The 20,064-nt window shown below is 63.5% G+C and carries 17 protein-coding genes; 8 read left to right on the forward strand and 9 right to left on the reverse strand.

What is annotated here, in order from left to right:
* Nucleotides 1–48: 48 nt before the first annotated feature.
* Nucleotides 49–510 (reverse strand): helix-turn-helix transcriptional regulator, encoded by a 462-nt coding sequence (locus tag K6G35_RS13960; RefSeq protein WP_495675858.1) that lies wholly within the window; start codon nt 508–510, stop codon nt 49–51.
* A 303-nt stretch (nt 511–813) separates the two neighbouring features.
* On the opposite strand from K6G35_RS13960, the gene K6G35_RS13965 reads away from it, so the two are divergent.
* The 7 genes from K6G35_RS13965 to K6G35_RS13995 all read left to right on the forward strand — a co-directional run bounded on the left by K6G35_RS13965 (nt 814) and on the right by K6G35_RS13995 (nt 8,625).
* The gene (locus K6G35_RS13965) at nt 814–2,172 is read left to right on the forward strand and encodes a Fic family protein (RefSeq protein ID WP_495675859.1); all 1,359 of its coding nucleotides are present in this window, start codon (nt 814–816) and stop codon (nt 2,170–2,172) included.
* 652 nt (nt 2,173–2,824) lie between these two features.
* The gene (pilB, locus tag K6G35_RS13970) at nt 2,825–4,546 is read left to right on the forward strand and encodes a type IV-A pilus assembly ATPase PilB (protein ID WP_008650337.1); all 1,722 of its coding nucleotides are present in this window, start codon (nt 2,825–2,827) and stop codon (nt 4,544–4,546) included.
* A gap of 29 nt (nt 4,547–4,575) precedes the next feature.
* Nucleotides 4,576–5,841, forward strand: a complete 1,266-nt coding sequence (locus K6G35_RS13975) for a type II secretion system F family protein (RefSeq protein ID WP_008650336.1) — start codon at nt 4,576–4,578, stop codon at nt 5,839–5,841.
* Nucleotides 5,842–5,859: 18 nt separating this feature from the next.
* Complete coding sequence (locus K6G35_RS13980; RefSeq protein ID WP_008650335.1) at nt 5,860–6,729, forward strand: prepilin peptidase; 870 nt, start codon at nt 5,860–5,862, stop codon at nt 6,727–6,729.
* A 70-nt stretch (nt 6,730–6,799) separates the two neighbouring features.
* Nucleotides 6,800–7,444, forward strand: a complete 645-nt coding sequence (coaE, locus tag K6G35_RS13985; protein ID WP_186424723.1) for a dephospho-CoA kinase — start codon at nt 6,800–6,802, stop codon at nt 7,442–7,444.
* A 222-nt stretch (nt 7,445–7,666) separates the two neighbouring features.
* Nucleotides 7,667–8,425, forward strand: coding sequence for a cell division protein ZapD (gene zapD / locus K6G35_RS13990; RefSeq protein WP_008650332.1), 759 nt, complete (start codon nt 7,667–7,669; stop codon nt 8,423–8,425).
* Nucleotides 8,426–8,433: 8 nt separating this feature from the next.
* Nucleotides 8,434–8,625: a DNA gyrase inhibitor YacG gene (locus tag K6G35_RS13995; RefSeq protein ID WP_008650330.1), complete on the forward strand. Its 192-nt coding sequence runs from the start codon at nt 8,434–8,436 to the stop codon at nt 8,623–8,625.
* An 88-nt stretch (nt 8,626–8,713) separates the two neighbouring features.
* Here the strand turns inward: K6G35_RS13995 and K6G35_RS14000 are convergent, their stop codons facing one another.
* The 6 genes from K6G35_RS14000 to K6G35_RS14025 all read right to left on the reverse strand — a co-directional run bounded on the left by K6G35_RS14000 (nt 8,714) and on the right by K6G35_RS14025 (nt 17,507).
* Nucleotides 8,714–10,744 (reverse strand): OPT family oligopeptide transporter, encoded by a 2,031-nt coding sequence (locus K6G35_RS14000; RefSeq protein WP_495675860.1) that lies wholly within the window; start codon nt 10,742–10,744, stop codon nt 8,714–8,716.
* A gap of 55 nt (nt 10,745–10,799) precedes the next feature.
* Nucleotides 10,800–11,243, reverse strand: a complete 444-nt coding sequence (locus K6G35_RS14005) for an NUDIX domain-containing protein (protein ID WP_008650327.1) — start codon at nt 11,241–11,243, stop codon at nt 10,800–10,802.
* Nucleotides 11,240–12,151 (reverse strand): ATP-binding protein, encoded by a 912-nt coding sequence (locus tag K6G35_RS14010; RefSeq protein WP_008650326.1) that lies wholly within the window; start codon nt 12,149–12,151, stop codon nt 11,240–11,242. The genes K6G35_RS14005 and K6G35_RS14010 overlap by 4 nt, the downstream gene beginning before the upstream one ends.
* Nucleotides 12,152–12,177: 26 nt before the next feature.
* Complete coding sequence (gene argJ / locus K6G35_RS14015; protein WP_035884311.1) at nt 12,178–13,404, reverse strand: bifunctional glutamate N-acetyltransferase/amino-acid acetyltransferase ArgJ; 1,227 nt, start codon at nt 13,402–13,404, stop codon at nt 12,178–12,180.
* A 130-nt stretch (nt 13,405–13,534) separates the two neighbouring features.
* Nucleotides 13,535–16,327, reverse strand: a complete 2,793-nt coding sequence (secA, locus tag K6G35_RS14020; protein WP_495675861.1) for a preprotein translocase subunit SecA — start codon at nt 16,325–16,327, stop codon at nt 13,535–13,537.
* 247 nt (nt 16,328–16,574) lie between these two features.
* The gene (locus K6G35_RS14025) at nt 16,575–17,507 is read right to left on the reverse strand and encodes a M23 family metallopeptidase (protein ID WP_495675862.1); all 933 of its coding nucleotides are present in this window, start codon (nt 17,505–17,507) and stop codon (nt 16,575–16,577) included.
* A 108-nt stretch (nt 17,508–17,615) separates the two neighbouring features.
* Between K6G35_RS14025 and K6G35_RS14030 the strand changes: the two genes are divergently transcribed.
* Nucleotides 17,616–18,119: a DciA family protein gene (locus K6G35_RS14030; protein ID WP_008650321.1), complete on the forward strand. Its 504-nt coding sequence runs from the start codon at nt 17,616–17,618 to the stop codon at nt 18,117–18,119.
* Nucleotides 18,120–18,265: 146 nt separating this feature from the next.
* On the opposite strand, the gene lpxC is transcribed toward K6G35_RS14030, so the two are convergent.
* Both lpxC and K6G35_RS14040 read right to left on the reverse strand, forming a co-directional pair.
* On the reverse strand, nt 18,266–19,183 hold the full coding sequence (gene lpxC / locus K6G35_RS14035; protein WP_008650320.1) for a UDP-3-O-acyl-N-acetylglucosamine deacetylase: 918 nt from the start codon (nt 19,181–19,183) through the stop codon (nt 18,266–18,268).
* Between the two features lie 153 nt (nt 19,184–19,336).
* A complete protein-coding gene (locus tag K6G35_RS14040; RefSeq protein WP_008650319.1) occupies nt 19,337–19,843 on the reverse strand; it encodes a peroxiredoxin in 507 nt (168 codons plus the stop codon).
* Nucleotides 19,844–20,064: the final 221 nt, after the last annotated feature.

Here is a 20,064-nt window from a genome sequence, read left to right on the forward strand (position 1 = left end):
CTTCCTTCGACGGAGCGGGCCCTCGCGGCAATCGGTCAGTTTCTCGCCTCAATCGGCCTCATCAGCCTCATCCAATCGAAGCTTCCGGGCCTGGCGCGCTTTCATGCGCTCGCTCGCACTCAGCTTGGGGGCCTTGGCAGTGTTGGGCTTCGAAGTTGGGCGGAATTTGTCGCCCGTGTCAGTGCAATCCTTGAACACTGGAGACATGAACGGCGCTAGCGAATCTGGTTGCAGCACCGTGTCGCTCCCTCGCGCATCCATTTGCCTGGCGTCAGGGGTCTCGTGGGAGTGCCCCGAAACCTCAGGCGCTTCGGTTACTGAACACGATGCGCGCAGCGCTTTATCCAGCCAGGCGTAAAAGACCTGCGGATGCCAAAGCACACGGCCGCCGATATGGCCAGGGGCAGGCATCTTGCCCGCTTTGACTAGGTTTTCGATGGTACGGATGGATACACCAATGACTTCGGCAACATCTTCTTTCGTCATCGGTGTGAAGGGAGTCACAGACATGAGAGCAGTTCCAATGGACAACTCTCAGTGCAGACATCAGTTTTAGCCTCTTGCCCGACGGCGGGTCCGAGCTACGGCAAGCGGGCCTCATGCCCGCAAAGTCGGAGGCTTGCCTTGGTGCGGCTACGGGCACGAGGTCCGACATCGCCCTCGCTGAACGAGCCTATCACCGTCGATAAGCTTCTCGGCCCCTGACAAGATTGTGAGAAACTTTCCAGTCAACTCGGCGGAATCTACTCAAAACCGAACAAACTTATCACCACAATGATAAGATTTCGATAAGCTTATCAACGGTGAGAGTTCATGTCGGTCCAATCGCTTCCAGAGACCATCCTCGAGTACATCGCGCGCGAGCAGCAGGCGGGTTCCGCAGGCGTGTCGGCGGGTACCATTCAGGCCCGGAGCGGCCGCCCTAGACCGACCGTCAACCGAGCATTGGCCCATCTGGTGGCAACAGGCGCCCTTGAGCGTCAAGGCGCCGGCCGGTCCGTGACCTATCGCGTGCCAGCGTTGCCCGTTTCGCCGGAGGCGCCAGCCAGCCAGCCGGTCGCGAGTGGCGAAGAATTCGCCTCGCCGGCCTGGAGCAGCGCGGGACGTCAGCTCATCACCGCGCTGTCGGCGCCACTGGGCACGCGCCATCCGGTTTCCTACCAGCGCACCTTCGTCGCCAACTACCAGCCCAACGTCTCCAGCCTGCTGCCCGCCGCGCTGGCCACGCAGCTCTACGAGATAGGCAGGTCGAAGGACCAGCAGCCCGCCGGGACCTATGCCCGCAAGGTGTTGGAGCAGTTGCTCATCGACTTGTCTTGGTATTCGTCCCGGCTCGAGGGCAATCGCAAGAGCCTGCTGGATACGCGCGCGCTGTTCGTCAAGGGCCGCTCCGAGGGCGATGACCTGGACGCAACGATGCTGCTCAACCACAAGGACGCCATCGAATTCATGGTGGACGCGGTGCCCACCGAGGGCACCACTGTTCCGGTGGTGCGCAACCTGCAAAGTCTGCTCATGCGCGACCTGCTGCCGGACCCTGCCGACCTCGGGGCCATCGTCAACATCCAGGACACGGTCTATGTGCCGAGCCAGGTCCCCAATCTGCTCGAAGAGTCGCTGCACGACATCGTCGACAAGGCGCGGGCCATCCGCAATCCGGTCGAGGCCGCGTTTTTCCTGTGGGTCAATCTCGCTTACCTGCAGCCCTTCGTCGACGGCAACAAGCGTACCAGCCGCCTGGCGGCCAACATGCCGCTGATGCTGGCGAACTGCTCGCCGCTGTCCTTCCTCGATGTGGGCCAGACCGACTACGCGCTGGCGATGTTGGGCGTCTATGAACGGTTGGATGTGACCCTCGCAGTCGAACTGTTCGACTGGACCTACCGCCGTTCCATTGCCAAGTATCAAGCCGTCGTCGAAGCCATGGGCGGACCGGACCCGTTGCGGGTGCGCTACCGCGAACAACTCGGCGAGGTGATTCGGCAGATTGTCTTCTTCGGGATGAGCCTCGCGCCGGCCGTGGAAACCGTTCAGGTCCCCGAGGCTGATGCGGCTGCGTTTCGCGCCATGCTGAACATGGAGCTCGCACACCTGGAGGCCTACAACTGCGCCCGTTACCGCCTCCCCATCGGCAAAACGCAGGACTGGATTGACCGGGGACGCCCGCAGTAGCCATCGGCGGTCGCCGAATTCGGCCGAGTCGGCGCCACGATTGCGCGCAAAGTCAGAGGCGGGCCTCGAACACGACGTCGGCATGGGCACCGCTTCCGAACGCTCGAAAACCACCACGCCGCCGAGCCAAATTTCGACTGCCGTAGCGCCCTGCTAAAAAATTATCTGTGCCAAATCTGTGCCAACGGGGCATTTTTCCATGTGAAATTTGGGGTGCGCGCAGCTGCGCGCAACGAGACGAAAATCAGCACAAGTTGTTGATTTCTATAGATGTGCTAAAATAAAGCAAAACCTGTTCCAGGGCTTGAATTTTGCGTTCGGGACGTAGAGGCCGGAGGTTCGAATCCTCTCACCCCGACCAGATTTCAAAAAAGCCGGATCCTCGCATGTGGATCCGGCTTTTTGCTTTGTGGCCCACCCCGGCCACGGCACCCTCCACGGCGCCCTTTTTCGCGTCGATTCCCCCGCCCCGCGCAAGTAGGGTTGCGCCGCTGTCGCACAAACGCCAACGCGCGCGCAACCGAGCTTTACAAAAAGTGACCCCAGCGGCAAACTGCCCCGGTCCGGGACACATGCCCCCGCCGATCCCGCCGCAGTCAACCGCGCCGCCGTTCACCAGCCCGAACGCGCGCACCTTGCACAGTATTTCGCCATGACACTAGGCCTCGCGCTTGCCCAGAGCCGGCGGATCGCGCCGGCTCTGCTTGCCCAGTTGGAGCAATCGGCCCGGGAAAAGAAGACGCAGCTGATCGACGAGATCATTGGCAGCGGCACCATGTCCGCCCATGACGTCGCCGTGTTCGCCGCCGACAAGTACCAGCTCCCGCTGCTCGACCTCTCCGAATACAACCTCAGCCGCGTGCCGTCGGCACTCTCGGGCAACCGCGAGTTCCATGCGCACCGGCTCCTGCCGCTGGGCCGTCGGGAAAACCGCCTGATCGTCGCGATGTCCGATCCCGCCAACCAGGCCGGCGTCGAGGTGATCCGCCAGAAGTTCAGCCTGCCCGTGGAAACGGTCGTCGTCGAACACGACAAGCTGATGAAGCATGTCCGATCCGCCGGCGAGGCACTTGGCACGCTCAAGAACGCCCTGCCGACGCCCACGGCGCAGAAGATGATCGACTATGACCCGGTGGCCGCCGCAAGCGCGCGCAAGGTCCCCGGCGCCAACGACATCGACGACGCGCCGGTGGTGCGCTTCCTGCAGAAGCTGCTGACGGAAGCCTTCCATCGCGGCGCGTCGGACCTTCACTTCGAACCGTTCGAGTTCTTCTACCGCATTCGCTTCCGCGTGGACGGCGTGCTGCAGGAAGTCGCGCGGCCACCGCTCGATATCCGCGACAAGATCGCCACGCGCATCAAGGTGCTATCGCGCCTGGACATCTCGGAAAAGCGCGTGCCGCAGGACGGCCGGATGAAGCTGCTGATCTCGATGCCGAAAGACAAGGATGGCAAGGAGACCGTCGACAAGGCGATCGACTTCCGCGTCTCCACGCTGCCCACGCTGTTCGGCGAAAAGATCGTGATGCGGATTCTCGATTCGTCGTCCGACAAGCTCGACATCGACCAACTCGGCTACGAGCCGCAGCAGAAGGCACTGCTGCAGGAAGTGATCAAGCGACCGTACGGAATGGTGCTGGTGACTGGCCCGACCGGCAGCGGCAAGACTGTGTCGCTCTATACGTTCCTGAACATGCTGAACCAGGGCGACATCAATATCTCCACGGCGGAGGATCCGGCCGAAATCCAGTTGCCCGGCATCAATCAGGTCAACGTGAACGACAAGGCCGGCCTGACCTTCGCCGCCGCGCTGAAATCGTTCCTGCGCCAGGATCCCGACGTGATCATGGTCGGCGAAATTCGTGACCTCGAGACGGCCGACATCTCCATCAAGGCCGCGCAGACCGGTCACCTGGTACTGTCCACGCTGCACACGAACGACGCGCCGACCACGCTGACACGCCTGATGAATATGGGCGTGGCACCGTTCAACATCGCCTCGTCGGTCCTGCTGATCACCGCGCAGCGTCTGGCGCGCCGGCTTTGCACCTGCAAGCGCGAGGGCGACCTGGCGCCGCAGGTGCTGATCGACGCAGGCTTCCAGGAATCAGACCTCGACGGCACATGGAAGCCCTATCACCCGGTGGGCTGCGACCGATGCAGCGGTAGCGGCTACAAGGGGCGATGCGGTATCTACCAGGTCATGCCGATTACCGAAACCATTCAACAGATCATCCTGTCGCACGGCACGGCATTGCAGATTGCCGAACAGGCGCGCAAGGAAGGCGTGCTATCGTTGCGGGAAGCTGGCCTGCTCAAGGTCAAACAGGGCGTCACGTCACTCGAAGAAGTGCTGGCGACCACGAACACGTAAAACAAAGAACAAGTCTCAGGGGTCAAATCATGGCGACGCGCGCACCAGCGGCGGGCGCCCGGACGGCAGCGCCGTCTCGGGCGAAATCAGGGCGGAAGGCACCCACGCAGTACATCTTCGAGTGGGAAGCCAAGGACCGAAAAGGCAAGTCGTTCAAGGGCGAACAACGCGCCGAGAGCCAGTCCGAGGTCACCGCCTCGCTGCGCAAGCAGGGGCTGACCGTCGTCAAGATGAAGAAGCGCAAGGGCGCGCGCGGCAAGAAGATTACCGAGAAGGACATCGCCTACTTCACGCGCCAGCTCTCGACCATGCTCAAGGCGGGTGTGCCGCTGCTGCAGTCGATCGACATCATCGCGCGCGGCCACGCCAACCCGAACTTCACCCAGCTGCTCACTGTCATCCGCTCGGACATCGAATCGGGTAGCAGCATGGCCACGGCGTTCCGCCGACATCCGCAGTACTTCGATACGCTCTACTGCAACCTGATTGACGCTGGCGAACAAGGCGGTATTCTCGATGCACTGCTCGAACGGCTGTCTCTCTATATGGAGAAGAGCATCGCGCTGAAGAGCCAGATCAAGTCCGCGATGATCTACCCGATCGCCGTGCTGTCCGTGGCCTTTGCCGTGACGGTGATCCTGATGCTGTTCGTGATCCCGGCCTTCAAGGGCGTGTTCTCGAGCTTTGGCGCCTCGCTGCCGGCGCCCACGATGGTCGTGATCAACATCTCCGACTTTTTCGTGCAGTACTGGTATCTCGTTATCGGCGCGCCAGTCTTCTCGATCATTGGCTATTTCCGCGCCCGCAAGAAGTCGGAGAAGGTGCAGCGCTGGCACGACAAGGTTCTGCTCAAGCTGCCGATCTTCGGCAGCCTGTTCCGCAAGGCGGTGGTCGCACGCTGGACGCGCACGCTGGCCACGATGTTCGCGGCAGGCACACCGCTGGTGGAGTCGATGGAATCGGTAGCAGGGGCCGCCGGCAACTGGATGTACTACGATGCCACGCGCGAAATCGAGCAGTCTGTGCGTATCGGCACCAGCCTGACCAACGCCATGCAGGCCACCCATGTGTTCGACAATATGGTGCTGCAGATGACTCAGATCGGCGAGGAGTCGGGCGCGCTGGACAGCATGCTGCTCAAGGTCGCCGAGTTCTACGAGCGCGAGGTCGACGACGCCGTGGCCGCCATCTCGAGCCTGATCGAGCCGCTGATCATCGTGGTGCTTGGCGTGCTGATCGGCGGCATGGTCATCGCCATGTATCTGCCGATCTTCAAGCTGGGCCAAGTGGTGTAACGCCGGGTGATGTAACGCATGCAAGCTGTCCTGTCATCGCTGGCGGCGTTGCCGCCAGCTTTCCTTATTGTCGCGGCAGGGGTCGTTGGCCTGATGGTCGGCAGTTTCCTCAACGTGGTGATCCATCGCCTGCCTAAGATGATGGAGTACGACGAGGCCAACTACATCGCGGAAATCCGCGATGAACCGTTGCCGCACCCAGAGCGCTATAACCTGATGGTGCCGCGATCCGCGTGCCCGAAGTGCGGCCACCAGATCGCCCCCTGGGAGAACATCCCCGTCATCAGCTACCTGTTCCTGCGTGGCCGCTGCAAGGCCTGCAAGACGCCGATCGGCATCCGCTATCCGCTCGTCGAACTGGTCACGGCGACGCTCAGCGGCCTGGCGATGTGGCACTTCGGTCCAACGGCGCAGGCGCTGGCTGCGATCGCGATGATCTGGGCGCTGGTCGCGTTGTTCATGATCGATGCCGACACCCAGCTTCTGCCAGACCAGATTACGCTGCCGCTGCTATGGCTGGGCCTGCTGCTGAACCTGCAGGGCCTGTTCGCGCCACTGGCGGATGCCGTCATCGGCGCTGCGGCGGGCTACCTGCTGCTGTGGAGCGTCTACTGGCTCTACAAGCTTGTGCGGGGCCGCGAGGGAATGGGCCACGGCGATTTCAAGTTGATGGCGGCGCTTGGCGCATGGTTCGGCTGGCAGGCACTGCCCGCCCTGATCCTGATGTCGTCGGTGGTCGGCGCCGTGCTTGGCGGCGCGATGCTGATCTTCCACCGCAAGAGTAGCGACACGACCTTCCCGTTTGGCCCGTACATTGTCGGCGCCGGGCTGATTGTCCTGTTCTTTGGCGCCGATGTAGTACCGCTGACGCTGGTGGCCGGACACTAGCCGACAACCGGCAGTTGCACGCAAAGCTGGTATCGTTGGCGACATTCACGACTGACTGACACCCTGTTCCATGCTGGAAATCGGACTGACCGGTGGCATCGGCTCCGGCAAGACCCGCGTCGCGGACATGTTCGCCGCGCGCGGCGCCGCGTTGATCGATACCGACCTCATCGCCCACGAGATCACCGCGCCGGGCGGCCCCGCCATCGCGCCGCTCGTCGCGGCATTCGGGCCCGGATGCCTGCGCCAGGATGGGGCGATGGATCGCGACGCGATGCGGGCGCTCGTCTTCTCCGACCCATCGGCCAAGACCCGGCTCGAGGGCATCACCCATCCGCTGATTCGCCAGGTCACCGAGGCGCGGGCCACCGCCATCCGCGAAGCGGGCCACAACCCGTACCTGATCTACGTGGTACCCCTGCTCGTCGAATCGAGTACCTGGCGCGCGCGGGTCGGCCGCGTGCTCGTAGTCGATTGCCAGGAGGAAACCCAGATCTCCCGCGTGATGACCCGCAATGGATTCACGCGCGATCAGGTACTGGCGATCATGCGGCGACAGGCCACACGCGCCGAACGCATGGCCGTGGCCGACGACCTGATCGACAACGACGGGCCACCCGAAGCGCTGGACGCGCAAGTCGCGAAGCTCGATGCGCTATATCGCTCGCTTTCGGATACATCTGGAAACACATCCGAAAACGCGGCGCATCCGTGACATCCCCCATGCCCGATAGGGGCAGATTCGATTTGTCCTCGGGCCCTGACTCGCATAGAATGCGCTGAAACATGCCGGCAAATATGCGCGGTGTGACGAGTTCCGGCCAGGAACTCCACCCAGGCGCGAGTTGTCTTTGCATGGGCGAAAGCGGCACGGACAGCGCCAAAGCGCCTTCCCGACTGAAACAACCGCCAACCGGCGCGCAGCACGGACACCGACTTGATCCTGTACGAATATCCTTTCAACGAACGCATCAGGACACTCCTGCGCCTGGAGGACCTGTTCGATCGGCTGGATTATTTCCTCGGGCAGGAACATCCGCTTCAGCATCACGTCGCCATCACCACGATTTTCGAGATCATCGACGTGGCGGGACGTGCCGACCTCAAGACCGACCTGATCAAGGAACTCGAGCGCCAGCGCCAGGCCCTGGCGCCGCTGCGCTCCAATCCGCAGATTGATCAGGATGCGCTGGTCGCGGTGATCACCGAAATCGAGCAAGGCATTGCGGCGCTCAGCCAGACTGTCGGCAAGGCCGGCCAGTTGCTGGCCGACAATGAATGGCTGACCAGCATCCGCAGCCGCGCGATCATCCCCGGTGGCACCTGCGAGTTCGATCTGCCTGCGTACTATGCCTGGCAGCATCGCGACGCCGATGATCGCCGCGCCGACATCCTCAAATGGGCACGCCCACTAGCCTCGCTGCGCATGGGCGCTGGCATTGTGCTGCGCCTGCTGCGCGAGTCCGGCCAGAGCGGCAAGGTCATTGCCACCGGTGGCAGCTATCAGCAGATGCTGTCTGGCCGTAGCTACCAGCTCATGCAGGTGTACCTGGACGAATCGCTGCTGGCCTTCATCCCCGAGATGAGCGCCAACAAGTACATGCTCTGGGTACGGTTCACGCAGCAGGATGGCGACATGCGGCCCCGATCGGTGGATGCCGATATCCCCTTCCTGCTGAAGCTCTGTAATTTCTGAAGTCTCCGATGCCAGCCGTCGTCAAATGCCCCACCTGCGGCAAGGAAGTTGCCTGGGTGCCGGATAACAAGTTCCGTCCGTTCTGCTCGGAACGTTGCAAGCAGATCGACCTGGGCGCCTGGGCGTCCGAGAAATATGTGATCGGTGGCAAGCCGGGCGAGACGCCGTCGCCAGACCTGCCGGAAGACGCCGAAGACTGATCGGATCGCTGCTACTCCCCTCTCACGCCAGGCGAAAGAGGGGAACCTGCGATAGCGGCGATATCGCCGAGTGCTACGGCCGGCCGGACTAACGCGCAGCCAGCACCCGACGGCAGAATCCCACGCAAACCAGCACGAACACGGCCAGTCCCAGCCACTGCGCCGTAGTGCCAAACCCCTCGCCCACCAGTGCCAGCGGCGCCTCCTTGCCCGAGAGGCCGATCACCGCGGCCAGCGCAACGCCGACCAGGCTTTCACCCACGATCAGGCCCGAAGCAAGCAGCGTCCCGCGTCGCTCGGCATGGGCCAGCACCGTGGGCACATCGTCGCCACGCGCCTCGGCGCGCTTGCGCTCCGTGCGCAGCAACCACCACGACAACACCGCGCCCACCACCAGCGCCGAACTGATCGTCGGCGGCAGGTAGATGCCGATGCCGACTGCCAGTACGGGCAGCCGCGCCACGCCACCGCGATGGCGCAGCACTTCGTCAATCGCGATCAACACAACACCCAGCGCCACGCCAATCAGGATCATTGTCCAGTTGAGCTTGTGCGTGAAGATGCCCGTAGCGATCGCGGTCATCAACGTGGCCTGCGGAGCGGCCAGCGCCTGATTCGGGTCCATGTCGGCCCGGGGCAAGGCGCCGGCAAAGCCGTACGCGTGATAGAGCAGTTCGAGCACCGGCGGAATCACGGCAGCACCCACCGCGCAGCCGATCAGCAGCGCCACCTGTTGGCGCCACGGTGTGGCGCCAACCAGCCAGCCAGTCTTGAGATCCTGCAGGTTGTCATTCGAGATCGAGGCCACCGCCACGACAGCAGAGGTCGTGAAGATCGCCAGCGCAATCGCGTACTTGCCGCCCTCGGGCGTGTCGAGCAGGCCGTCCAGCGTGCCGATGCCAAGTATCAGCAGCGACACCAGGATCACAGCGATGATGCCGATGCCCGAGATCGGGCTGGCTGACGACCCCACCAGACCAGCCATATAGCCACATGCGGCAGCCACCAGAAAGCCGAACACGAAGGCGAACAGCACGGCACAGCCAACCAGACGCCAGGTGGCGCCGGTATCGAGCGGCGCCGGGGCCAGGAAGTATCCAAACGTCACTGCCAGCACCACCAGCAGGACCAGCGTGAGGGCGCCGATCCAGGCCATCGGCAAGTCGCGTTGCGTGCGCGGCACCGCGCCACCCGCCCCCGGCGCGCCGGCACGGAGGGCACCCATCGATGCACGCACGCCTTCCACCATCGGCTTGAACAGCGTGCCGAGCGTCCAGATCGCCGCGATACCGATCGTGCCCGCGCCGATGAAGCGCGCCTGCGTGCTCCACACGGCGGTACCGAAGCTGGACAGTGTGGCCCCCGCCGGCATCGGTGTGATGGCGGTCAGCCACGGTACCGCGATGCCCCAGGTCAGGAACAGGCCCAGCAGCATGGCCAGCCCGCCGACGATGCCGACCAGATAGCCGGCGCCCACCAGCGCGAGCGAGAAACCCATCGAGAGGCGCACCACGGATGCGCCAACGGCCAGCCAGGCATTCGCCCCTTCGGCCAGAACCCGGAAACCACCCGCGGCAACGCTGAACAGGCCCGCAGCGAAGCCACCTGCAACGAGGTCACCAAGCCCGGTCTCCTGTTTTCCATTGCCCTTATCCTGGCTCGCGCTCCCCACTCGCAGGATCTCGGCGGCGGCCACCCCTTCCGGATACGGCAGATCGCTGTGCACCACCATCGCGTGGCGCAGCGGGATGCTAAAGATCACACCGAGCATGCCACCCGCCGCGCAGATCGCCAGCGTCTGCCAGAACGGGAATCCCTGCCAGTGCCCCAGCATGACCAGGCCCGGCAGGATGAAGATGATCGACGACAGCGTGCCAGCCGCGGACGCCTGCGTCTGCACCATGTTGTTCTCGAGGATGTTCGCGCCTGGAAACAGCCGCAGCACGGCCATCGAGATCACGGCAGCGGGAATCGCCGAGGAGAACGTCAGGCCGACCTTGAGGCCGAGGTAGATATTGGAGGCGGTGAACACCACCGTGATCAGGGCGCCGAGGATGATGCCCCGCAGCGTCAGTTCGGGCAGAGAAACAGCGTCATCGATACGATCGACACGTTGCATTGAGCCTCCTGTGAGTGGTCTAAAAAAATTGCCCGGCAGGAGCCGGGCACCGATTTCAGCTTGCGCGGGATTCTTCCGCCAGCCAGTCGACGACTGGGATCGTCGCCGGCAGGAGCGGCCCCACCGACACAGGCACTGTCTGCCAGGAGAATGCCTGGCCCTCCCGTCCGACCGGATCGCCGCGCCATTCCGTGATCTTGCGGAAATACAGGCGCACATAGGCATGAGGGTAATCATGCTCCAGCGTGTGCCAGTGTTCGCTCCTCACGATGTCGAGGCCGAGTTCTTCGTGCAGCTCGCGCGCCAGGGCCGCCTCAACCGATTCGCCGGGCTCGAGCTTGCCGCCCGGAAATTCCCAGTAGCCCTCGTACGGCTTGCCTGCCGGACGCTGCGCCAGCAGAAACTTGCCGTCCGCCTGGATCATCACGCCAACCGCCACTTCCGTGACCTTGCGCGTCTGCCCGTCGGCGGACTTCACCGTGTCCACCTGACCGCTCATGCCTTGCTGCCTGAATCAGTCGCGGGATCAGCCACGAACGGCTTGCCATGCTTGCCGCCCCAGTCGCGCGCGAACTGCCACGCCACGCGCCCGGAGCGCGAGCCGCGCTCGAGAGCCCAAACCAGCGCATCGCCGCGTGCGGCCTCGATATCGGCGGGCGTGCAGCCAAAGTGTCCGAGCCAGTGACCAACGATGGCCAGGTACTCGTCCTGCTTCGGCGGGTAGAACGACAGCCACAAGCCAAAGCGCTCGGACAGCGAGATCTTCTCCTCCACCACTTCTCCCGGATGGATTTCGCCATCGGAGGTGTGCTGGTACGTCTCGTTGTCCTTCATGTACTCGGGCAGCAGATGCCGGCGGTTCGACGTCGCATAGATCAGCACGTTGTCTGACTGCGCGGCCACCGAGCCGTCCAACGCCGACTTGAGCGACTTGTAGCCGGATTCGCCGTCCTCGAACGACAAGTCGTCGCAGAAAATCGCGAAGCGCTCGGGGCGCTGCGCAAGCTGCTCGACGATGTCTCCGAGATCGCCCAGATCATCCTTGTCTACTTCCACCAGGCGCAGCCCGTCGTTCACGAATGCATTCAGGCAAGCCTTGATCAGCGACGACTTGCCGGTGCCACGCGCGCCGGTCAGCAGCACGTTGTTGGCCGGCAGCCGGTTCACAAACTGGCGGGTATTGGCGACGATCGCGTCTTTCTGGCGATCGATGTTCTTCAGATCGCCCAGATGGATCGGCGGCAGTTGCCGGATCGCCTGCAGATAGCCGATGTTGCCGAACAGGCTCTGGCGCTTGCGCCAGCGGAACGCTACCGCCTCCTTCCAGTCCGCGTCGGTCAGTTCCGGCGGCAGCCATTGTTCAAGTCGGGCAAGGAAGCCATCGAGGCGGGCAGCGAGGTCAGACATGGGGCGAGTCTTCCAGAATTACGAACTTACGAACGATAGTCGGCGTTGATCGACACGTAGTCATGCGACAGGTCGCAGGTCCACACGGTCGCTTCGGCGTCGCCACGGCCCAGCGCGATGCGCACCGTGATCTCCGCCTGCTTCATCACGCGCTGACCGTCTTCCTCGCGATACTCGGGGTTGCGGCCGCCGTCACGCGCGACCCACACGTCATCGAGCCACAGGTTCACGCGATCGACGTCGAGGTCGTTGACGCCGGCATAGCCGATAGCGGCGAGGATACGGCCGAGGTTGGGGTCCGAGGCATAGAACGCCGTTTTCACCAGCGGCGAATGGGCCACGGCGTAGGCGATCTGGCGGCACTCGGCCACATTCTTGCCCCCTTCCACACGGATCGTCATCAGCTTGGTGGCGCCCTCGCCATCGCGCACGATCGCCTGCGCGAGTTCCTGAGCCAGCGCCGTCACGGCATCACGCAGCGCCTCGAACGCGGCACCGTCGGCGCGTTCGATCGTCACGCCGGCCTTGCCGGAAGCGATCAGCACGAACGAGTCGTTGGTCGACGTATCGCCGTCGATCGTGATGCTGTTGAACGAGTGATCGGCGGCGTGCGACACCAGCTTCTGCAGCACCGGCTGCGCCACGGCGGCATCGGTGGCGATGAAGCCGAGCATCGTCGCCATGTTCGGGCGGATCATGCCGGCGCCCTTGCTGATGCCGGAGAGCGTCACGGTCTTGCCATCGATCTGCACCGTGCGCGAGGCGGCCTTCGGCTGCGTGTCGGTGGTCATGATCGATTCCGCGGCGGCCAGCCAGTTATCGGCACGTGCGTTGGCGATAGCCGTCGGCAGTGCGGCGGTCAGGCGGTCGACCGGAAGCTGTTCCAGGATCACGCCGGTCGAGAACGGCAGCACCTGGTTCGACTGGATGGCCAGTGCCTTGGCCAGCGCATCGCACGTGGCGCGCGCGGCGGCCAGACCCGGTTCCCCGGTGCCGGCGTTGGCATTGCCAGTGTTCACCACGATGGCACGAATGCCAGCGCCCGCGGCGAGATGCTCGCGGCAAACCTGCACTGGCGCCGCGCAGAACCGGTTCTGCGTGAACACGCCCGCCACCGTGCTGCCTTCGGCCACGCGGACCACGAGCACGTCCTTGCGATTGGCCTTGCGGATACCGGCTTCGGCCCAGCCAAGCTCGACGCCGGCGACGGATTTCAAGTTTTCTGCCTGGGGCAGGGGCAGGTTCACTGGCATGGTGATTTCCTCAAATTCTCTGATGCACCTGACGAACATGCCCGCTTGACGCAGGGTTCAAGCGGGCATGTGCTGGATGGTTTGGTGATGCGCGCCGCGCGCGCCTATCACCGACCGCGACGGACTGGCTTCAGCTCAGCTTGCCGTGGCACTGCTTGAACTTCTTGCCCGAACCGCACGGGCACGGGTCGTTGCGGCCAACCTTGGGCATGCCGGCCAGCGCCGCTTCGCCGCCCATCGCGGCCAGCGCCGCGGCGGCCGTGTTGCTGCGTGCCGGCTCTGCCTGCTCCACAGGCTCGGCGCCCTCGGCGAACTCGTCGTGCTTGTATTGCACGTTCTCGAGGTGCGCCAGGCCCTCTTCGATCTGCTCCGAAGCCTGTTCGAGTTCCTCGGGCGACTGGATATGCACGTTGAACACCACGCGCGTGACTTCGCTCTTGATCACGTCCAGCAGGCGCGCGAACAGTTCGAACGATTCGCGCTTGTACTCCTGCTTCGGATCCTTCTGCGCATAGCCACGCAGGTGGATGCCCTGACGCAGATGATCCAGCGCGGCCAGGTGCTCGCGCCAGTGCGTGTCGATGCTTTGCAGCATGACCGAGCGCTCGAAGCCGGCGAACGACTCGCGACCCACTTGCGCCACCTTGGCGTCGTAGTGCTCGCGCGCTGCCTTCAGGATCATGTCCAGCAGCTCTTCATCTTCGATGCTCTGCGCGCCTTCGATGGTCTTCGCCAGCGGCAGCTCCAGACCCCAGTCGTCACGCAGGCGCTGCTCCAGGCCAGCGATGTCCCACTGCTCTTCCATGCTCTCGGCGGGCACGTATTCGCGGAACACCTCCACCAGCACGCTCTCGCGCAGGTTCGCCACCATGTCGCCGACGTCCTGCGATTCGAGTACGTCGTTGCGGAGCTTGTAGATTTCCTTGCGCTGGTCGTTGGCAACGTCGTCGTACTGCAGCAGTTGCTTGCGGATGTCGAAGTTGCGGCCTTCGACCTTGCGCTGCGCGGATTCGATCGAGCGCGTGACAATACCGGCTTCGATCGGCTCGCCTTCAGGCATCTTCAGGCGTTCCATGATCGCGCGCACGCGGTCACCGGCGAAGATACGCAGGAGCTGGTCGTCGAGCGACAGATAGAAGCGCGACGAACCCGGGTCGCCCTGACGGCCGGCACGGCCGCGCAGCTGGTTGTCGATCCGGCGCGACTCGTGTCGCTCGGTGCCGACGATATGCAGGCCGCCAGCCGCCTTGACCTGGTCGTGCAGCGATTGCCACTCATCCTTGAGCTTGGCGATGCGCTCGGCCTTCTCGGCATCGGACAGGTTGGCATCGGCTTCGATAAAACCGGCCTGCTTCTCGACGTTGCCGCCCAGCACGATGTCGGTACCGCGACCGGCCATGTTGGTGGCGATCGTGACCATCTTGGGCCGGCCGGCCTGCGCCACGATCTCGGCTTCGCGCGCGTGCTGCTTGGCGTTCAGCACCTGGTGCGGCAGCTTTTCCTTGTTCAGCAGGTCCGACAGATACTCGGACGTTTCGATCGACGTCGTGCCCACCAGCACCGGCTGGCCTCGGTCGTAGCAGTCGCGGATATCGCGCACCACGGCGTCGTAGCGTTCCTTCGACGTCTTGTAGATCTGATCCTGCAGGTCCTTGCGCTGGGCCTGACGGTTGGTCGGGATCACCACGACCTCGAGGCCGTAGATTTCCTGGAATTCGTAGGCTTCCGTGTCGGCCGTACCGGTCATGCCGGCCAGCTTCTCGTACATGCGGAAGTAGTTCTGGAACGTGATGGTTGCCAGCGTCTGGTTTTCCTGCTGGACGGTCACGCCTTCCTTGGCTTCCACGGCCTGGTGCAGGCCATCGGACCAGCGGCGGCCCGTCATCAGGCGGCCCGTGAATTCGTCGACGATGATGACCTCGTCGTTCTGCACCACGTAGTGCTGGTCGCGATGGAACAGGCTCTGCGCGCGCAGGGCGGCGTACAGGTGGTGCATCAGCGTAATGTTCTGAGGCGCGTAGAGCGATTCGCCCTCGCTGATCAGGCCGAGCTGGGACAGGATCTGCTCGGCCTTCTCGTGGCCGGCCTCGGTCAGGTAGACCTGATGGCCCTTCTCGTCCACGTAGTAGTCGCCCGGCTTCTCGACGCCGGTACCGTCGGCCTTCTCCTCGCCGATCTGGCGCTCGAGCAGCTTCGGAATGCCGTTCATGCGCTGATAAAGATCGGTCTGGTTCTCGGCCTGGCCCGAGATGATCAGCGGCGTGCGCGCCTCGTCGATCAGGATCGAGTCCACTTCGTCGACGATCGCGTAGTGCAGCGGACGCTGCACGCGCTGCGACGGGTCATAGACCATGTTGTCGCGCAGATAGTCGAAGCCGAACTCGTTGTTGGTGCCGTACGTGATGTCCGCGTTGTACGCGATCTGCTTCTGATCGTGTGGCATCTGCGACAGGTTCACGCCCACCGACAGGCCCAGGAAGTTATACAGGCGCCCCATCCACTCGGCGTCGCGCTGCGCCAGGTAGTCGTTGACCGTCACCACGTGCACGCCCTTGCCGGTCAGCGCATTGAGATACACGGCCAGCGTGGCGGTCAGCGTCTTGCCTTCGCCGGTGCGCATTTCGGCAATCTTGTTGTCGTTCAGCACCATGCCGCCGATCATCTGCACGTCGAAGTGACGCATCTTCATGATCCGCTTGCTGGCTTCGCGGCAGACGGCGAAAGCCTCAGGCAGCAGTGCCTCGAGCGACTCGCCGCCGGCATGGCGCTGGCGGAATGTCTCGGTCATGCCACGCAACTCGTCGTCCGAGAGCTTCTCGAACTTCGGCTCGAGCGCATTGATCTGCTCGACCGTGCGGCGATATTGTTTGATCAGCCGTTCGTTGCGGCTGCCGAAGACTTTCTTGAGAAGGCCCGTGATCATCGAGTGCTTTCACCTGCGAGCGACCAGCGGCGAACCGGGCAGCCACGCGCGAGGAATGGGTGGATTGGCGCAAAACGCCGAGTTTATCATGTGCCGATGTCCTGACCGGACCGCTGCCAGGCCAGAATCTGCATGGGCGCAACAGGCCCGGGCGATAACCGGAGCCGCCCGTCCGGGACAGGCTACCGGTGAGGTTGGGACAACCTCACCGACTTCAATGTTCCGCTGCGTGCCCAGGGTTCGACGATCAGCGAATGGCGGTACGGTCGGTTGGGGAGAGCGCCTCGGCCAAGGGCACCGGTGCGGCCGCGTTCAGAAAGCCGTTCGGGTTACGTGGCAAACCGTTCACATGGACCTCGAAGTGCAGGTGCGCGCCGGTCGAGCGCCCCGTGCTGCCGACCCGGGCAATCATCTGGCCAGGGCGGACGATATCGCCGGCCCGAACCAGCGACTTCGACGCATGAGCATACCGGGTCTTGAGTCCGTTACCGTGATCGATATCAATCATGTTGCCGTACTCGTTGTGCCATTCCGCTGCCACCACCACGCCACCTGCGGCCGCCAGGATCGGCGTGCCGGTGGGCGCCACGAAGTCCACGCCATCATGCTGAGAGCGGCGACCGGTGAAAGGATCGATCCGCGCACCGAAGCTGGATCCGTCGTACCCGGTTGCTACGGGAAGCACCCGGGGGATGCGTCGTTCTCTCATCTGACGGTCCATCAACGCGGTCTCGATCACGTCAAAGTAGTCGACGCGGTGCTCGGCCTGCTCGCCCAGGCGCGCCAGCTCGGCGCGCAACTCCGGCAAGGTCAGTTCGGTCGACTGCGCCGGCGCGGTCGGGCCGCCACGGGCCGGACGATGGCGAAAGTCGAAATCCTGGGGGGCAATGCCGGCGAGACCCGAAACCCGCTCACCGAGGGCATCCAGACGAACCATCTGCGCCTGCAGATCGCCTACGCTCGCGGCAAGCACCGCCAGGTTCTGCCGTAGAAAGGCGTTTTCGCGTGCTTGTCGCGAGACCTCGGGCGACGCTTGAGAGCGCGCCGCGAGCCAGGTCACCCCTGAAGCGGCGGCAGCAACGAACGAGCAGAGCGCCAGCATGAGCAGCGCGACGCGCAGGCGCGTGAGATGAAAACGAAGCATCCGCTGCTCGCGCGGATGTAGCACGATGATTTGCATGACCTAACCCCACCCCAAAAGACGGGGCCGCTCTTTCGGCCCCGTGCGCACGCGGGCAAAGGCATCCCGGCTCTCGGACGGGCAAGGATTGCGCGCTAGAATGCGCGCATGCGCATGTTCACTCACCACGCTCACCAGACCCCTGCGGCCAAGCCACTCAATGACTGGCTGGCCAAGGCTGGGCCGGTTTCGGCGCTGATGCAGACCGCGCGGCAACTGGCATCTCTGGAAGCGGAAGTCCTGTCGCTCCTGCCGCAAGGCATGCGGGCCGGCATCGCCGTGGCCGGCATCAAGACTGACGACCGGGGACCGCAAACGGAACGCACACTGTTGTTGCTTGCCGCGCATGGCGCGGCGGCCGCGCGGGTCCGGCAAGTGGTGCCGACCCTGCTTTCCCGGCTGCAACAACGGGGATCGCAGGTTACCGCAATCCGTGTACGGGTACAACCGGAGGTCGGGCGTGGCGATTGGGACACTGACCCGGTCGAACGCAAGCCGCGAACGGCCAATCTATCGCCCGCCGGATTGCACAGCATGGACGTGCTGGCGCACAACCTGGAGGCGTCACCGCTGAAGGATGCGGTGGTGGCCTTGCTGGCCCGGCATCGCTGATTCGATCCTCGCTACGCCCGCTCAGCCCCCTTATCAGTAGTTTGTTGCGGCTGGATGCGCGGCCCGGCACCATCCCACAGACAACAAAAAACCCCGCGCTCTTTCGAGGCGCGGGGTTTCGATCGAAGCTTGATGCCAGTCAGTTGTCAGGCAAATGCCGGCTGAGCCTGTGGCAGGAACGCGACGGGCGCTTCCTCGACCTTGTCGAAGGTCACGAATTCGTAGGCTTCCTGGTCCGCCAGCAGCGCGCGCAGCAACTGATTGTTCATGCCATGGCCAGATTTGTGCGCAACATATGAAGCAATCAGCGGATGGCCGATCACGTACAGGTCGCCAATCGCGTCGAGGATCTTGTGGCGGACGAACTCGTCGCCGTAGCGCAGTTCCTCGTTGTTCAACATGCGGTGCTCGTCGAGCACGATCGCGTTGTCGAGGCTGCCCCCGCGTGCCAGGCCCATCTCGCGCAGTGCCTCAACTTCATGGGCAAAACCGAAAGTGCGGGCACGGGCGATTTCACGGACGTAGCTGGTGTCGGCAAAGTCGATCGTGAACGTCTGACCCGTCTTGTCGACAGCGGGATGGCGGAAGTCGATCGTGAAGGCAAGCTTGAAACCGAAGAACGGCTCCAGGCGAGCCAGCTTGTCGCCATCGCGGACTTCCACGGCTTTCTTCACGCGGATGAAACGCTTGGCCGCAGGCTGCTCTTCCATGCCCGCCGACTGCAGCAGGAACACGAACGATGCCGCGCTGCCGTCCATGATCGGAATTTCTTCGGCGTCGACGTCGACATAAAGATTGTCGACACCCAGGCCGGCGCAGGCCGACATCAGGTGTTCAACGGTCGAAACGCGCGCGCCGTCCTTCTGAAGCACCGATGCCAGACGGGTATCACCAATGGCCGAAGCCGCCGCATGGATTTCCACGGCCTCGGGCAGGTCGACGCGGGTAAAGACAATGCCGGTATCGGCCGGAGCCGGGCGCAGGGTCAGCGTCACTTTGCGGCCCGAGTGCAAACCGATACCAACCGTCTTCACCAGGGATTTGATAGTGCGCTGTTTGAGCATGACGGCCTCAACTATTATTAAAAGCTATTGGGCGTAAAACTTGATAACGTGATACTACCATTACTCGGTCTATTGCGCTGCACCACTTTGTTTCGGGGTGTTAGACAACGTCCGAAATGATACGCATAAAGCATTCACGCCCGAACTACCGTATCAGGCGCGCAACGCTTGCAGCACCCATTCGGCACTGCTGACCTTGAACTCGCCCGGCTCCTCGACGAACAGGTGGGTCACCACACCGTCATCGACGACCATCGCATAGCGTTTGGCGCGCACACCCAGGCCGCGCTGGCTCAGGTCCTGATCCAGCCCCAGGGCCTTGGCCCATTGCGCGGCGCCGTCACCCATCATCCTGACCTTGCCTGTGGCCTTCTGCTCGCGTCCCCAGGCACCCATCACAAAGGCGTCGTTGACCGAGTGGCACCAGATTTCGTCGACACCGGCGGCACGCAACGCATCGTACTCCTTGAGATAGCTGGGCACATGCTTCGCGGAGCAAGTCGGGGTAAAGGCGCCGGGCAGGCCGAAGACCACGATCTTGCGGCCCTTGACCAGTTCGGCCACCGAAAACGCATTCGGCCCGAGCGCGCAGCCTTCGGATTCGGTTTCGAAAAATTCGTACAGCGTGGCGTCGGGGACGCGTTGCCCAATGGCGATCATGGGAGATTCCTCCTCTCGGTAGAAACCCTGCCTGCATCATAGGGGCGGATGCCGTTGCAACCAAGCGTCGCATTGGCGAATCCTGGCTTCAGCTATGTCAAGTGCAGGGCAGTCGGCTTGCTGCTCAAACGCCGCGCGGCGCGTCTTGTGGACGCGCCGCGCGGACGGGGGCACATCCCGCCGCTGGGAGGCGGGAAACCAGTCCGGGGAGGCGGCCGATG

The sequence above is a fragment of the Cupriavidus sp. HY129 genome (assembly GCF_059492215.1).

Coding starts and splice junctions, on each gene's coding strand:
- K6G35_RS13980 (WP_008650335.1), top strand. CDS start 5,860: ATGCAAGCTGTCCTGTCATCGCTGGCGGCGTTGCCGCCAGCTTTCCTT.
- K6G35_RS14040 (WP_008650319.1), bottom strand. CDS start 19,843: ATGATCGCCATTGGGCAACGCGTCCCCGACGCCACGCTGTACGAATTT.
- secA (WP_495675861.1), bottom strand. CDS start 16,327: ATGATCACGGGCCTTCTCAAGAAAGTCTTCGGCAGCCGCAACGAACGG.
- K6G35_RS14005 (WP_008650327.1), bottom strand. CDS start 11,243: ATGAGCGGTCAGGTGGACACGGTGAAGTCCGCCGACGGGCAGACGCGC.
- K6G35_RS13975 (WP_008650336.1), top strand. CDS start 4,576: ATGGCGACGCGCGCACCAGCGGCGGGCGCCCGGACGGCAGCGCCGTCT.
- lpxC (WP_008650320.1), bottom strand. CDS start 19,183: ATGCTCAAACAGCGCACTATCAAATCCCTGGTGAAGACGGTTGGTATC.
- K6G35_RS14025 (WP_495675862.1), bottom strand. CDS start 17,507: ATGCAAATCATCGTGCTACATCCGCGCGAGCAGCGGATGCTTCGTTTT.
- K6G35_RS13965 (WP_495675859.1), top strand. CDS start 814: ATGTCGGTCCAATCGCTTCCAGAGACCATCCTCGAGTACATCGCGCGC.
- argJ (WP_035884311.1), bottom strand. CDS start 13,404: ATGCCAGTGAACCTGCCCCTGCCCCAGGCAGAAAACTTGAAATCCGTC.
- pilB (WP_008650337.1), top strand. CDS start 2,825: ATGACACTAGGCCTCGCGCTTGCCCAGAGCCGGCGGATCGCGCCGGCT.
- K6G35_RS14010 (WP_008650326.1), bottom strand. CDS start 12,151: ATGTCTGACCTCGCTGCCCGCCTCGATGGCTTCCTTGCCCGACTTGAA.
- K6G35_RS14000 (WP_495675860.1), bottom strand. CDS start 10,744: ATGCAACGTGTCGATCGTATCGATGACGCTGTTTCTCTGCCCGAACTG.
- K6G35_RS13995 (WP_008650330.1), top strand. CDS start 8,434: ATGCCAGCCGTCGTCAAATGCCCCACCTGCGGCAAGGAAGTTGCCTGG.
- coaE (WP_186424723.1), top strand. CDS start 6,800: ATGCTGGAAATCGGACTGACCGGTGGCATCGGCTCCGGCAAGACCCGC.
- K6G35_RS13960 (WP_495675858.1), bottom strand. CDS start 510: ATGTCTGTGACTCCCTTCACACCGATGACGAAAGAAGATGTTGCCGAA.
- K6G35_RS14030 (WP_008650321.1), top strand. CDS start 17,616: ATGCGCATGTTCACTCACCACGCTCACCAGACCCCTGCGGCCAAGCCA.